Source organism: Comamonas sp. AG1104 (genome assembly GCF_003350425.1).
GTDB classification, from domain to species: domain Bacteria; phylum Pseudomonadota; class Gammaproteobacteria; order Burkholderiales; family Burkholderiaceae_C; genus Comamonas; species Comamonas testosteroni.
The window spans coordinates 275,197-289,897 of sequence record NZ_QQAS01000006.1 but is presented as its reverse complement, the minus strand read 5'-3'; the positions used below and the strand labels follow the sequence as shown (position 1 = coordinate 289,897).

Annotated in this window: 14 protein-coding genes; 9 read left to right on the top strand and 5 right to left on the bottom strand. The window is 58.6% G+C overall.

Translation table 11 applies throughout. The features are described 5' to 3' along the window. Window positions 1–17: 17 nt before the first annotated feature. The 4 genes from DFO48_RS18855 to DFO48_RS18840 all read right to left on the bottom strand — a co-directional run bounded on the left by DFO48_RS18855 (window position 18) and on the right by DFO48_RS18840 (window position 2,097). Complete coding sequence (locus tag DFO48_RS18855; protein ID WP_114864428.1) at window positions 18–242, bottom strand: AlpA family transcriptional regulator; 225 nt, start codon at window positions 240–242, stop codon at window positions 18–20. A gap of 201 nt (window positions 243–443) precedes the next feature. Further along, window positions 444–1,262, bottom strand: a complete 819-nt coding sequence (locus DFO48_RS18850) for a hypothetical protein (protein ID WP_147282757.1) — start codon at window positions 1,260–1,262, stop codon at window positions 444–446. Window positions 1,263–1,401: 139 nt separating this feature from the next. Continuing rightward, window positions 1,402–1,845, bottom strand: a complete 444-nt coding sequence (locus DFO48_RS18845) for a hypothetical protein (protein WP_114864426.1) — start codon at window positions 1,843–1,845, stop codon at window positions 1,402–1,404. Window positions 1,846–1,848: 3 nt separating this feature from the next. Then, entirely contained in the window at window positions 1,849–2,097 is a 249-nt protein-coding gene (locus DFO48_RS18840) for a hypothetical protein (RefSeq protein WP_114864425.1), read from the bottom strand. Window positions 2,098–2,618: 521 nt separating this feature from the next. On the opposite strand from DFO48_RS18840, the gene DFO48_RS25325 reads away from it, so the two are divergent. The 7 genes from DFO48_RS25325 (at window position 2,619) to DFO48_RS18805 (ending at window position 10,746) form a co-directional block, all read left to right on the top strand. Next, window positions 2,619–2,972: a hypothetical protein gene (locus DFO48_RS25325; protein WP_158545682.1), complete on the top strand. Its 354-nt coding sequence runs from the start codon at window positions 2,619–2,621 to the stop codon at window positions 2,970–2,972. Window positions 2,973–3,085: 113 nt separating this feature from the next. Next, a complete protein-coding gene (locus DFO48_RS18830; protein ID WP_233506454.1) occupies window positions 3,086–4,345 on the top strand; it encodes a TolC family protein in 1,260 nt (419 codons plus the stop codon). After that, on the top strand, window positions 4,342–4,953 hold the full coding sequence (locus DFO48_RS18825) for a hypothetical protein (protein WP_233506453.1): 612 nt from the start codon (window positions 4,342–4,344) through the stop codon (window positions 4,951–4,953). The genes DFO48_RS18830 and DFO48_RS18825 overlap by 4 nt, the downstream gene beginning before the upstream one ends. Beyond that, window positions 4,950–6,068, top strand: coding sequence for an efflux RND transporter periplasmic adaptor subunit (locus DFO48_RS18820; RefSeq protein ID WP_114864423.1), 1,119 nt, complete (start codon window positions 4,950–4,952; stop codon window positions 6,066–6,068). The genes DFO48_RS18825 and DFO48_RS18820 overlap by 4 nt, the downstream gene beginning before the upstream one ends. A gap of 15 nt (window positions 6,069–6,083) precedes the next feature. After that, window positions 6,084–9,227: an efflux RND transporter permease subunit gene (locus DFO48_RS18815; RefSeq protein ID WP_114864422.1), complete on the top strand. Its 3,144-nt coding sequence runs from the start codon at window positions 6,084–6,086 to the stop codon at window positions 9,225–9,227. A 59-nt stretch (window positions 9,228–9,286) separates the two neighbouring features. Further along, a complete protein-coding gene (locus tag DFO48_RS18810; RefSeq protein WP_019042592.1) occupies window positions 9,287–9,658 on the top strand; it encodes a hypothetical protein in 372 nt (123 codons plus the stop codon). 38 nt (window positions 9,659–9,696) lie between these two features. Then, window positions 9,697–10,746 (top strand): DMT family transporter, encoded by a 1,050-nt coding sequence (locus DFO48_RS18805; RefSeq protein WP_114864421.1) that lies wholly within the window; start codon window positions 9,697–9,699, stop codon window positions 10,744–10,746. Window positions 10,747–11,044: 298 nt separating this feature from the next. Here DFO48_RS18805 and DFO48_RS18800 read toward each other — a convergent pair whose 3' ends face one another. Next, window positions 11,045–11,998 carry a LysR family transcriptional regulator gene (locus DFO48_RS18800; protein ID WP_158545681.1) on the bottom strand — a complete coding sequence of 318 codons (954 nt, stop codon included), beginning with the start codon at window positions 11,996–11,998 and terminating at the stop codon, window positions 11,045–11,047. A gap of 105 nt (window positions 11,999–12,103) precedes the next feature. Here DFO48_RS18800 and DFO48_RS18795 point away from each other — a divergent pair, with 105 nt between their 5' ends. Beyond that, the gene (locus DFO48_RS18795) at window positions 12,104–13,090 is read left to right on the top strand and encodes a tripartite tricarboxylate transporter substrate binding protein (RefSeq protein ID WP_158545680.1); all 987 of its coding nucleotides are present in this window, start codon (window positions 12,104–12,106) and stop codon (window positions 13,088–13,090) included. A 9-nt stretch (window positions 13,091–13,099) separates the two neighbouring features. Further along, complete coding sequence (locus tag DFO48_RS18790; RefSeq protein WP_114864418.1) at window positions 13,100–14,287, top strand: M20 aminoacylase family protein; 1,188 nt, start codon at window positions 13,100–13,102, stop codon at window positions 14,285–14,287. Window positions 14,288–14,701 lie beyond the last annotated feature (414 nt).

Here is a 14,701-nt window from a genome sequence, read left to right as displayed (position 1 = left end):
GTTCTGCATGCCGTACCTCACGCGACCTGATGGCCTTGAATACGCGCCTGCACCCAAGTCAGCACCGCTGTCTCGGGCCACGCCACCATGCGCGATGTGATGCGCACGCAGGCCGGGAACTTGCCCTCCTTCATCAGCTTGTAGATGGTGCTTTTCTTGCAGCCGGTCGCAGCTTCCACATCGGACAGACGCAGCAGACGATCGCGGGGCACTACGGGGCGGGCGGAATGAACAACATGCATGGGTGAACTCCTTCAACAGACGCCAACGCATCCGACGTGGTGCGCTTGTGGCTTGAGAGAAAGTCTTTCCCTCGCACCGTCCTGCCGTCGCCCTGCGTATGTCCGCCCGCTGCCGCGCAGGGCGAAGGATGTGCGCCAACCGCTGCACCACGGCAGGGCCACCGCAGGACAAGCGCAGGACATCCGAAAGACAGCACCGCCCTAGCCATGGCGCTTGCTCCCCCAAACACTCGATATGTCCTGCACATTGCGGACGGCCTTTTGTTCTGCCTCGCCCGTGGGCGTGTAGCCATGTCTTGCCAGCAGCTCTGCCAGCGTCTGCCGGCGCACGCCCGTCAACTTCTCCAGCCGCGTAATGGCCCCGCGTGCCCTGCCCTCGGCAATCTCCTGCCGCAACCACCCTGCCAGCAACGCCACATGGTCTGCATGCCAGGGCTCGCGCTCCTGCTCGGGCTGCTGCGCAAACTGCTGGCGGTACTGCAGCAAAGCGGCCATGTCTTTGACATCCTTGGCCGCCTGCGCAGTCGCAGCACCGGCCAACGCGTTGCCCGCCGTAATGCCGCAGGCCTTGAGCCACGCCGCGATATGCCCGCTGGGCGGCATGTCCTGCTCAACAAGCCAAGCGGCAAAGTCCGCCGCTGCAACCAGATAAAAGGTGTGCTCTTCGTAAGTCACCTTGGGCGGGGGCGCATACATCGACTGGCCCTCATAGCCGTAACCGTCGCCCACCAGGGGGATGGGCCTGAACAGCTCGCGGTCGTCGTATTCGGTCACGGCCACGCGCTGCACCTCTGGCACGCTGGGCAGCGTGCCCGCCTCGCAGGCGTCATACAGCGCATCCAGCAAATCGTTCTTTGCCTTGAGGCTCGCCGCATCTGGCCCCTTGCCGGGCCGCTGCATGGCCGCCAGTTGCTCCAGATCCATGCGTTGCGGCCAGCCCTGCTCGCGCTCTTGCGGCGTGAAGCTGTTGCCGATGCGCCAATCGGCCATGGCATCGCGCCACTTCAAATTCACTGCCATTGCATCCTCCGTCAGATACGGCCCCGGCTGTCTGCGCGCCAGCAAGGCAGCCGGGGCTCTGCCTTTGAACCGGGTCAGGCCCGGCTTTCTGAAACGCCTGAATGACTGTATTTATATACAGTTATTCATGGACTTCCAATCAATGCGCCGCAGTGCCTTCGCGCAGCATGGTTGTGGCATCGCCGGCCACGTGCAGCAGGCCGCTGAGCACGTTCATCTGGTTGGCCTGGACAAACAGCAGATCCGGCAAATCCTTGCTGTTCTGAAAGCAGCCGGAGCGCGACTCGTCGCCATCGGCTGCCACCATGCAGGCCAAGCTTTCGAGCACGGCCGCCAGCTCGCCGCTGTACATGCTGGAGAACTCGGGCACGCCCTCGGCCAGCCAGCGCAGCTCTTGCGGCGTCAGGCTACGGCGGGCGTGCTGCCACAGCATGCGCAGCACAGCGCCGGGCGAAAACACGGGGAGGCGGGAAGCCGGAGATTGAGACGGCGGCAGCACGGGCACGCCGGCAGAGCCGATAGAGGCAGGCGCGCGCAACTGCGCGGCAGCGCCGGGCTGCCGTTCACATTGGGGGCTGGTCATGGCTCAACCCTCCTGTGCAATCAGCACGCGCAAGGCCGCCAGGGCCTGCACGGTCTTGCGGGCAGCGCCGGGCACATTGGCCGCGGGCTGTCGCAGGTAGTGCAACGCCATGGCCAGTGCGTTGTGCGCATCGGCGTGGAGCTGAATGGGGTTTGAAGAAGGAGAAGGCACAACCGCAGTTGCGGCAGGCAAAGACAGGCATGCAGCACCAGAAGACTGGGCGCTGGCCAATGGGTGAGAAACGGTGTTCATGGTTCCGTGCTCCTTGCTGAGACTTGAACCACCTGCAACGTGTTTTCAAGCACGAAACAGGTGGACGGGATGTTGAAAACACGTAGCAAGACGTGCGGGCAGCCTTACGGTGAGCCCCATCCCGCCCGTAACCGTAAGGATGCGGGCGAGCGCCCACAGCCTAAGTGTTCAGACGTGACAAAGCCTCGCTATCGGGGAGGCTGCACCGCTTACTACAGGTGTTTTCAAGCACCGGCCCCGGGACAGGGGGCTGGGATCAATTATGGCGCAATCAGAGAGGCCGCATCAAATGCGGCTTGTCTGGGTGGCCTTGTGGGGTTTCGAATTACTTGCTGCGGCGTGCTGCTTACGGCCAGAAGCTGACTTTCATGACTTTTGATCGAGTGGCAGCTTCGTGTCTCAAAGGAGGCGTTACTCAAAGCCAGCCACGAAGAGCGATGCCGATTCGGCCATCGCCACCAACAATTTCTCAGCAGCCACAAAGGTCGTGGGGCAACTCTGCCGCATATAATTTCCGAACTATGACCCGTCGTCTGGCCATGTTCTTCGTGATGCTGAGCATCTTTTGGCAAGCCCTTGCTGTGGCTGGCCAGATGCCTGTCTTCTCGTCTCATGAAGAACTCGAGCACGCGGCGATGCATCTGCAAGAGGAAGGTCACCACCACCATGATGATGGTGTCGTGGAGCTCGATGACTCCTCTGACTCCAAACTGCACATGATGGCCGATGGAATGCCATCCGCAGCGCTCGAGGTGTTTGCCTTGAACGTTACTGCACCGGACTGGGGCAGCTCTCCGCCCAGCCCAACCCTCGATTCCATACTCCCATATCCCATCTTGGAAGGCCTTCGACGGCCTCCCAGACATACAGCCTAGCTCTCTTTAGGTCGGCTTCATTCGCCTGAAGCCATCCCTTCGTTCGTGCATGCCATGTCTGTCGCGGTACATAGCGACGGCGTTTCATTGCACTCAGAGCATCTAGAGGCTTTGTGAACCCCAAATTCAAATGGAGGCTCTGCATCCTTGCAGGGCTAACGTCGGCGTGCACTTCTTATGCACAGCCGGTGGAAGGCGTTGCTGCGTCCAGTTTGAGCAGCAACATTCAAAAAACAACCCTAGCATCCGCCGTTGAGGCGGCCTGGAATCGCGCCGTTGCCTCTGCGGAGGCAGCAGGCATTTCTCGGCAGGCCATTGCAGAAAAGACAGCATCAAGTGCTCTCTGGGCGGCGCCTCCCTCAGTGGAGTTGGGCCACCGAAACGATCGTCTGCAAAGCAACAACGGTGTCCGCGAGACGGAAGTCGCGTTGGCCGTCCCTCTTTGGCTGCCTGGGCAGAAAAGCGCCAAACAGCAGGCCGCGGACTCGCTGTCCTCTCTCTCACATTTGTCTGAAGCTGAGGGGAAACTGCGTGTTGCAGAGGTCGTCCGTGAGCTGCATTGGCAGATTGCGGAGCTGCAAGCCAACCAATCTTTGTCGAAGCAGCAGACCAGCACATTTGCGGCCATTGCAGCAGACGTGGATAAACGGGTCAAAGCTGGTGATCTAGCAAGAGCAGATGCCTTGGCAGCCAAGGGGGAGCTTTTAAGCGCACAAGCAGCTCAGTCCCAGGCAGAAACCCAGCTTGAAGCAGCAAAGCGACAGTGGACAGCCCTGACCGGACTGGCCCAAGCACCTGACGCTACGTCTGCGAGTGTTGAAAGCCCGTCTCCTCGCCAGTTGGTGGAGCATCCCGAGTTGTTACGCGCAGAACAACATGTAGACCTAGCACGTAAGCGTTTGGATTTGGTTGCCAAATCGAATCGCAGTGCTCCAGAGCTGATCACCAAGCTCAGGCAAGACATGCCAGGCCATGGCCAGGGTTCTGCCTACAGCCTGGGGCTTGCTGTTCGTATCCCGTTTGGCACAGACGATAGAAATGCGCCTCTGCAAGCTGCCGCCTTGACAGAGCTGGAAGTGGCTCAAAGCAAGGAGCAGCTGCTTCACGCTCAGTTGTCTGCTCGCCTGGAGAGCGCCAAGGCTGCAGCAGAGGCAAGCCAGTTGCAATTGCAGACCGAGCGTGAAAAGGCCACTTTGCTCAACGAGAGATCCAAGTTGATTCGCGCCTCATTCAACGCAGGCGAAACATCTCTCCCAGAGCTCCTGCGCGCAGCCAGTGCCGCAGCTCAAGCCGACTACAGCGCTGCTCGCCAGGAGGCCGCATTTGGCCTCTCACGTGCGCGTCTTCAACAAGCCTACGGACAACTGCCATGAATTCCCTGTTTTCAATTCCTCGCGTTGCCAAACGCATGCTCTTACTGGGTGGCTTCGCCCTTTCTTCGGGGATCGCCTTGGCATCCCCTGGTGCTCACGGTCCCAATGGAGAGCATCTAGACGCAGCCCCCACGGCAGGAGCCACCTCTTCTGCACCCAGGTTCGAGACTAAGTCTGAAAACTACGAGCTGGTCGGTCGCTTGCAAGGTGGCGAGTTTTCGATGTTCATCAACCGATTCGCTACCAATGAGCCTGTCGATCAGGCCAAGGTGGAAGTCGAGCTGGGCCAGCTGAAAGCCTCTGCGCCTTATCACTCGGACCAGGGCGACTATGCAGTCGCTGACGAGAAGTTTTTGGCGGAACTCGGCAAGAAAGGGTCACACGCGCTGGTGATCACGATTCTGGATGGCAAAGAGTCTGACCTGCTAGACGGCACTTTGGAAGTCGGCGCGACCCAGGCTGCGGCTGAGGCCACCCATGCCCATGGAGAAGAAAACGCTTTGCTGTTTGGCGCTTTGGCAATTGCGGCATTGGCCGCAGTGGGCGGATTGGGATGGCTCTTGGGCCGTGGCTCTAACAGCAAAGTAGCAAAGGGAGGCGCCCAATGAAGCGCATCATCATCATGTCTGCGGTCTTGGTAGTCACCATGGCTCAAGCCTCTCCGGGCGCTCACGGCCCCAACGGAGAGCATCTGGATACGGCCTCGGCCACTCCATCGGCAGCAGGATTGAGTCGCCTGCCTGATGGCAGCGTGAACGTACCCATGCTGTCACAGCGTCGATTGGCAATTCGCACGGAAATTGCCTTGATGTCCGAAGCAAGCACAACCACCGAACTGCCAGCCAAAGTCATTGCGGACCCCAATGCAAGTGGCCTGGTGCAGACGGTTGTGGGTGGAAAGATTGAGGCCGGAGCCCAAGGCTTGCCATTCGCTGGCAAGACTGTGCGCAAAGGGGAAGTCCTGGCGGTCGTAGCCCATCACGCAGAGCCACTTGCCTTGTCTGGACAGCGTGCCCAGTTGGCCGAGCTCAGAGGTGCCCGAGAAATCGCGCAAAAACGTGTGGAGCGACTCAAAGGACTTGAAGGCACTGTCCCACGCAAAGAGATCGAAGCAGCTCAGACAGAGCTTGCCAGTTTGAAAGCGCGTGAAAGCGCAATCGGTGGCGGCCTGGCTGCCAAGGAAAGCGTGGTGGCACCCGTCTCTGGTGTCATCGCCAGTGCCAATGTGGTGCTTGGCCAGGTTGTCGAATCCAAGGATGTCTTGTTTGAGATTACCGATCCATCCAAGGTCATGGTGGAGGCCACAACCGCAGATCCTGCTCTAGCAGCCAACATCAGTGCAGCAACGATCAAAGCGACGCCAGGTGTCCGTTTGGAACTCATTGGTGCTGGTCGAAGCCTGCGTGACGGCGTGCTGCCATTGACCTTCAAGGCGGTCGCAGCCGATGGTACTCAGCAACTGCCGATTGCCATCGGTCAGCCTGTCACCGTCATTGCTAACTCCAAGCAAAGTGTCAAGGGCTTTGTTCTGCCTGCACAGGCTGTCACTCGCAACCCTGCCAATGAGCCAGTCGTCTGGATCAAGTCAGGAGCGGAGCGCTATATCCCGCAACCCGTGCAGTACCAAGCGCTGGATGCGAACCGGATAGTCGTCACCAAAGGACTTGGCGATGAAAACCGAGTCGTGGTTCAAGGTGCGGCACTGATCGCACAAATCCGCTGAACTGTGAGGTGACACATGTTCAACTGGATTGTTCGCAACAGCCTGCATAACCGGCTGTTTGTATTAGCGTTCGCTGCGATATTGATGGTCTACGGGATCATCACGGCAGTCAAAACGCCTGTCGATGTCTTCCCGGACCTCAACAAACCTCTGATCACTGTTCTGACCGAAGCCGGGGGCATGGCCCCTGAAGAAGTCGAACAGCTTGTAACTTTCCCCATTGAAACAGCATTGAATGGCATGCCGGGGGTCACTCGCGTGCGCTCCATGTCTGGGGTCGGCTTGTCGATTCTCTATGCCGAGTTTGACTGGGGCACTGACATCTACCGTAATCGCCAGTTGGTGGCGGAGCGGCTTGCCCTTGTGCGAGAACGACTTCCCGCTGATGTGGTGCCTGTGATGGGACCTGTGTCCTCCATCATGGGTGAGGTCATGCTGCTGGCCTTGCCCTTGAATGTGAGCGAAAAAGGCGCATCGGCCGCAACCCCCATGCAGGCTCGGGAGTATGCGGACTTTGTGCTGCGCCCCCGCTTGCTGGCTGTCCAAGGTGTTTCGCAAGTCATTCCCATTGGGGGTGAGGTACGTCAATTGCGTGTGGAGCCTGACACCGCCCGGATGGCTCAGTTCGGCGTCACCCTTTCTCAACTGGAAACGGCTCTCAAGGGGTTTGCTGGCAACGCAGGCGGTGGTTTCATCGACCTCAATAGCAAGGAGTATCTGATCCGCCACATTGGGCGCACCAACAAGGTCGAGGACCTGCAGTCAGCTGCAGTGGCCTGGCGCGATGGCCGTCCGATCCGCCTGGAGCAAGTTGCCAATGTCCGGTTCGCTGCAGCCATGAAGCGCGGTGACGGTGGCTACAACGGCTCTCCTGCGGTCATCGTCAGCGTTCAGAAGCAGCCTGAAGCCGATACCGTTCGCGTGACTCGTGACATCGAGCAAGCGCTTCGTGAACTGAGTAAAGGTCGCCCCGAAGGAATTAGCGAACCCAGAGCCTTGTTCCGGCAGGCAGACTTCATTGAAGCCTCGATTGGCAATGTGACAGAAGCACTGCGTGACGGGGCCATCATGGTCGCCATCGTGCTGTTTGCCTTCCTGCTTTCAGCCAGAACCACGTTGATCTCACTGGTCGCGATCCCTCTGTCGCTGGCTGCCACGGCGCTGGTATTTCACTGGTTGGGCCAATCCATCAATGTGATGACCTTGGGTGGACTTGCCATTGCCATCGGAGAGCTGGTTGACGATGCCGTGGTGGACGTGGAAAACATTCTTCGCAGACTCAAGCAGAACCGGGAGCTGGAGCACCCGGCGCCTACTCTGGAGGTTGTCCGCAAAGCCAGCGTGGAGGTTCGCTCCGGCATCGTCTATGCCACGGCCATCGTGGTGCTGGTGTTCGTGCCGCTGTTTGCTCTGCCCGGGGTCGAAGGCCGCTTGTTCTCACCGCTGGGGATCGCCTACATCATCTCCATCCTGGCGTCCATGCTGGTGTCGATGACGGTGACGCCGGTGCTGTGCTCCTACCTGCTGCCAAGGATGAAGCGCATCGATCATGGGGACAGTCCCATCGTCAAACGCCTCAAGCACTGGGATGAAAAGCTGCTGGCCTGGTCTTTCCCAAGAAGCAAGGCGTTGATGGCTGCGGCCTTGGCCGCAGTAGTGATTGCAATGGCCAGCGTTCCCTTCTTCCCAAGGGCGTTCCTGCCAGCTTTCAATGAGGGCTCGCTGGTTCTGGGCATGGTGTTCAATCCGGGGACATCATTGGCAGAAGCCAATCGAATGGGTTCTTTGGCTGAGACCTTGATCATGGAGGTGCCCGAGGTCACCCAGGTTGGGCGCCGAACAGGTCGCGCAGAGCTGGATGAGCATGCCGAAGGGGTCCACTCCGCAGAGATCGACGTTGATCTGAAGCGCAGCGAGCGTGATCGTGAAGCCGTGATGGCCGATATTCGCGCAAAGCTGTCTGTGCTGCCCGCACAAGTCGCTGTAGGCCAGCCGATTTCTCACCGCCTGGATCACTTGCTGTCTGGTGTCCGCGCTCAGATCGCCCTGAAGATTTCCGGTGACGATACCGACACGCTGCGTGGTTTGGCCGAGCAGATGCGCCAAAGTCTTTCGAGCATCCCTGGCCTGGTTGACCTGACCGTTGAGAAGCAAGTGCTGATTCCCCAGATTACAGTGCGTCTTGACCATCAGAAGGCAGCTCAGATGGGCTTGGCTCCTGGAGAGGCGATCCGTGTGCTGCAAGCACTGACGGATGGTGCTCATGGTGCACAGATCGTGGATGGCCCGCGTCGTTATGAGCTGGTGTTGCGTTTGCCTGATGAAGGTCGTAGCCCACAAGACCTGGCTCGAACCCTGATCGACACACCGGCCGGCCGGATTCCCGTCTCAGCGATTGCGACGGTTTCAGAGACAGACGGACCCAACCAGATCGGACGGGAAAACGGTCGTCGTCGCATCGTGGTTTATGCCAACACGGACGGTTCAGACATGAGCCGTATTGTGCGTGACATCCGTATGGCTATAGATCGCACCCCGCTGCCGACAGGCAATTCCATCTCCCTAGAAGGTCAGTTCCAGGCGCAAGAGCAAGCTACACAGAAGATTGTGTGGCTCTCGCTGATGTCTCTGGCATTGGTGTTCCTGGTGCTATACACGCGCTATCGCTCGACAACGCTCGCCTTGATCATCATGGCAAACATACCCTTGGCACTGGTCGGCAGTGTGATTGCCATGTGGCTTTCAGGGATCACGCTTTCCGTTGCGTCCATGGTGGGCTTTATTACCTTAACAGGTATTGCGGTTCGCAACGGCATCCTCAAGGTGAGCCACTACATCAACCTCTGCAAGTTTGAAGGGGAGCAGTTCGGCCAGCCCATGGTTGTCCGAGGCTCGCTGGAGCGCTTGACGCCTGTGCTGATGACTGCGCTGGTAGCTGCGTTTGCCCTGACGCCTTTGCTGCTATCTGCAGATGCCGCAGGCAAGGAAATCTTGCACCCTGTCGCGGTGGTCATATTCGGTGGCTTGGTGAGCTCCACTCTCCTCGACACCTTGTTGACCCCCTTGATGTACCTAGCGTTTGGCAAAAAAGCCACCGAAAAGCTTCTGGCATCAAATCTAGATGCCGAGGGCACACCTGAGCAGCAAGAAGCGTTTTAAAGCAATGACGGGCTTTGAGGCGCAGCCCTTGATGCGCCTCGCTTTAGCTAGGAATAGTTATGAAAAAACTGCTGTCTGCAGCTGTACTGGGCCTCTCTCTGATCAGCATGAACGCCATGGCGCATGGCACTGCCAAGCCTCAGCACGGCGGCATTGTCCAATCGGCCAGCGATCTGTCCTTTGAGCTGGTTCCACAAGCCAATGGTGCTGCCATCTACGTAATCGATCACGACGATCCTGCTGACGTGAGCAAGATGGGCGGCAAACTGACTGCGCTCAATGGTGCGGAAAAATCTGAAGCCGACATCAAGCCTGCCGGTGGCAACAAACTTGAAGCAACGGGTATTAAGGTTGCCAAAGGCAGCAAAGTCGTTGCGACCATCACCGGCGTTGAGGGCCAAACTGTCACCGTGCGCTTTTCGGTGAAGTAATACCCAGCTCGACTAAGCATAGGTAAGACGAGGTAGTTATGAATGTTTTGGCAAACCGTGGAGTTGTCGCCGCACTCAGCGCAGCAGTTCTATTTGGAGCAGGTACACCAGCAGTCAAGATGCTGCTGGAGCATGCCAGTCCCTGGTTGATGGCAGGCATTCTCTACCTCGGCTCTGGCATCGGCTTGCTGATCTACAGGCTGGTGACGAACGCTCCTGCCGTAACCCTGAAACGTAGTGAGATGGGGTGGTTGGCCGGAGCCGTCGTAGCAGGCGGCATGATGGGTCCGCTGCTCTTGATGACAGGCTTGTCCGGGATGGCAGCGACCGACGCCTCTTTGCTGCTCAATGCAGAGGGGGTGCTGACGGCTGTTCTGGCCTGGTTTGTGTTCAAAGAAAACTTTGATCGCCGCATCGCCTTGGGTATGGTGGCAATCGTCGCGGGTGCCGTCGTGCTTAGCTGGCCGAGCCAAACGGGTTCCGCGAGTCTTTGGCCCACGCTTGCAGTGCTTGGGGCTTGCCTGTCTTGGGCCATTGACAACAATCTGACCCGCAAGGTGTCGATTGCAGATGCCTCGTTCATTGCAATGATGAAGGGCCTGGCTGCCGGTGCCACCAATTTGCTACTGGCTCTAGCGACGGGTGCAGTCTGGCCATCACCAGGAATCGTGGCCTTGGGTACGGTGATCGGCTTCCTGAGCTATGGAACGAGTCTGGTCTTGTTCGTGATCGCTTTGCGCTATCTGGGTACAGCTCGCACAGGTGCTTACTTCTCGATCGCACCATTTTTTGGAGCCTTGCTGGCCATCGTTTTCCTGGGAGAGCCTGCATCGCCTCGATTGCTCGTTGCAGGCGTTCTGATGGGGATCGGGGTTTGGCTACACCTTACTGAAACCCATCAGCACGAGCACACCCATGAATGGGTTGAACATAGTCATGAGCACGAGCATGATGAGCATCATCAGCATGTCCATGCGGATGGGCTGCCGGCAACCGGTAAGCACGCGCATTTGCACACTCATGAGCCCTTGACTCACACCCATGAGCATTTCCCGGACATTCATCATCAGCACGACCACAAACATTGACTATTGCACTCGTGCTCTTGAATGCACTTGGAGGATGATCCGCGGGAAGGTACGCAATCCTGCCCAATGCAGTCATTTACTTGAAATGCACCGACTTCCGCTTAGGGTCGTGAGCAGCCTTCGGTGGCTGGCTGCTACCGGCCAATAGCGGCCGGTCAATGCGATTATTTGGTGGGCGGCTTTAGATTGAAGAGGTCCTCAAGCTTTGACTGCTCAACGGCTCCTGTTGGCCAATAGTCACAAAAGAAAATGAGCCCTCTACGAGGCACAGCGCAATCGAAATAGGAAGACATGTTCCTTACCGCGATCTGTCCACCAAGTACTCAGTCAACAGATCCACGCCATGCTTTTCGGGTGTTTCTGGCACCAGCAAGCCAATTGCGGCCAGTGTGGAAGGAAACTGTAGCGCCAACACTTGCAGCCAGCCTGCCTGTACAAAGGGCTGAACCACGCTGAGCGGTGTTAGCGCCACCGCATCCGTGGTGCGCAGGTACTCCAGCAGCATGGGCAGAGAGCGTGTGATAAGAGGTGAGTGCTGAGGCAATTGCTCGCAGGCTTCGAACAAGCGCTCGAAAGCTTCATGCATCTGCGTGGACAGGGGAGCCAGAACCCATCGCTGCCCGAGCATCTGGTTTGCATGCAATACACGCTTGCGTTGCAACGGATGGGTGGGCCCGGCTACTGCAACCACCTTGTCCTCCAGCAGTGGCACAAAACGTGTTCCGCTGGCTAGCGTTGCGGGCTCGCGCACGAGCACCATATCGAGCGTGCGCGCCGCCAGCCCAGCTAGCAGAGCATGGTGACTGTCTTCCACCACCTCCACACGCAATTGCGGATTCTGTTGAAGGAATGGACCAAGCTCTCGGCCTAGAAAGCCCGACAAGGCGCCTGTAATGGCCCCCACGCTGAGCACACCTTGCGCGCCTTCCGCGGCCGCAGCCAACATCTCTGCGCAGCCAGTGAGTGAGCCCAGCATGCTGCGCAACAGCGGTAGTAGGTCGCGGCAGATCAACGTGGGACGCACTCCGCGTGCATGACGCTCGAAAAGCGGTAAACCCACCATCCGCTCAAGCTCCGACAAGGCTTTGGTTGCTGACGACTGTGTTTGCCCCACAACCTCGGCAGCGCGCTGGATGCTGCCCAGGTCGGCAATCAACACGAGCAGTTGCAACTGTCGCAGCCGCGTGCGTGCCAACAGACGATTGAGCAAGGCAGAAGAACGCCCGGCGCTGGGTGAGTGTGAGGTAGTCATGGATTGCATAGCTCAATGCAATTTAGCACTTAAAAGATGGATGTTCTGCCCCAGACTTCTCCTTACCCGCTATCGAGTTTCGCCATCAATAAAAGGAGACATGTCATGACCTCTGCGCCTCACTCATTGGCTCGTACCCTGATTCGCACTACAGCTACCGCCTGCACCGCATGGGCATTGGCTGCCTCTGCCATGGCGGAAAGCTTTCCAGAGAAGCCCATTACCTTGGTTGTTCCGTTCGCCTCGGGCGGCTCCATCGATGCTGCCATCCGTGTGGTGCAGCCCAGGCTGTCGGCTGAACTGGGCCAGCCTGTGGTCATTGAAAACCTGGGTGGCGCTGGCGGAGCTCTGGGCGCAGCCAAGGTAGCCAATGCCGCCAAGGATGGGTACACGCTGCTGGTTGGCTCCATCAACGATGTGGTGCTGGTGCCCATGCTCAATAAAAACGTGCGCTATGGCACCAAAGACTTCGCACCTGTCGGTCCTATCAGCTCGAACTCGCCGCTGCTGGTCGCCCGCAAGGATTTACCCGCGAATGACCTAGATGGCGTGATCTCTGCATTGCGAGCCAAGCCAGATTCGATCAGCTATGGCAGTCCCGGCATAGGCACCATGCAGCATCTGGTGATGGAGGATCTGCAGCAACGAGCCAATGTGCGGATGCTGCATGCGCCATACAAAGGCGCAGGCCCCCTGCTGACGGACTTGCTGGGTGGCCAGATCGACTTGGCCGTAATGGTGCCCGCTACGGCTCTGCCGCATATCGAAGCCGGGCGCATCAAGGTTCTGGGTGTGGCGAGTCTGCAGCGACAACCCATGATCAAGAATATTCCCACGCTCAACGAAGGCAAGGTCGTCAAGGGCCTGGAGATGAATGGCTGGATGGGGCTCTTGGCTCCCAAGGGCGTAGCACCAGATCGTCTCGCTCGTCTGAAGACGGCGTTGGAAGCTGCTCTTGCATCAAAAGGCGTTCCCGAGCAACTGACCGCCATGGGCATGCAAGTGGCGACAGTAGCGGAGCAGAGCCAGTTTGCCGATCAAATCGCGCGTGACCAGGCCAAGGCCCGTAGCTTGAGCTTGAAATTGCAATAAGAGCGCACCATGCCAATTATTCAAGCCATTGCCGACAATCCTGAATTCCGTCAGATCCGCCGTGACCTGCATGCCCATCCTGAGCTGGGCTTTCAAGAGGAGCGCACGAGCGCGCTGGTAGCCGACTACTTGCAGCACTGGGGCTATGAAGTCACACGCGGCGTGGGCGGCACGGGCGTAGTCGGCACACTCAGGCGCGGATCGGGAGGACGCAGCATAGGTCTGCGTGCCGACATGGATGCTCTGCCCATGCAGGAACTCAATACCTTCGAACACCGTTCGCAGCACGCAGGCCGTATGCATGCCTGTGGCCATGACGGTCACACGGCAACATTGTTGGCCGCTGCCTGGCATCTAGCCCAAAGCGGCAAGTTTGACGGCACGCTGCACTGCATATTCCAACCCGCTGAAGAAGGTGGGCAGGCCGGCGCCCGCGCCATGATTGAAGATGGCCTCTTTGAGCGCTTTGATTGTGATGCCGTCTTCGGGCTGCACAATGCACCAGGACGCGCTGTAGGTAGCTTTGGCGTGCGAGCGGGTCCGTTCATGAGCTCCAGCAATCGCTTTCGCATTGATGTCCAAGGCAAGGGAGCCCATGCCTCGCAGCCCGACACCGGTGTGGATCCGCTGATGTGTGCAGGCCAGATCCTTATCGGTTTGCAGACCATCATTTCGCGCAACCGCACACCTGACGACGCAGCCGTGCTATCCGTTACCCAGATTCACGGCGGTGATGCCGTCAACGTGATCCCAGACAGCGCCTGGCTGGGTGGCACCGTGCGCACGCAAAGCGCCAGTACATTGGACATGATCGAGCAGCGCATGATGGATATTGTGCAAGGCTCGGCCACGGCCTATGGCTGCGAAGCACAGCTGCACTTTGAGCGAAGCTATCCGGCGCTGGTCAATGACCCCGAGCAGACTGCGTTTGCGGTATCGGTCATGCAGGAGGTCGTGGGGACCGAGCGGGTGAACGCCCAGGCCCCCCGATTGACCAATTCCGAGGACTTTGCCTTCATGCTGCAGCAACGTCCCGGCTGCTATGTATTGCTGGGCAATGGCGAAGGCGGCCACCGCCTGCCCGGCCATGGTCCTGGTCCCTGCCAGGTGCACAACCCATCGTATGACTTCAACGATGCGCTGATTCCCGTTGGGGCCAGCTATTTTGTGCGACTGGTGGAGCGCTTCCTGAAGTGAAATGCTGCAAGGCAAACATTGATACTGAGATCAGTTGCTGGATCGTCGTCCGCGTCGGTACTTGGATGACTGCTGTGGAAGCATGACTAGGAAGTGACGATACAGTCACGACCGACTGCATTTGCTAAAAGCAGTCTTCGCTGGCCCAGAATCGAAGGACTGCAATGGGTCGAGACCGTCAGTTCGAATCTGCTAACAGCAGACATTCGACGATCAATCGACGGCATAACCACTGTCCGCCGGCGGAAAGACCGCTGCGCCTCCGAGACCTGTCATTGAAACCGGTGGCCGCTCGGATGATCCAATGACTGCTTCGTACCACGCACCGTGAACTCCGGTCCGGGATGCGAACAGCGGAAACCGCTTCCAAGCAGTCTTTGCACAGCAAGGTTTAAAGGCCCGCGATAAGTCGGT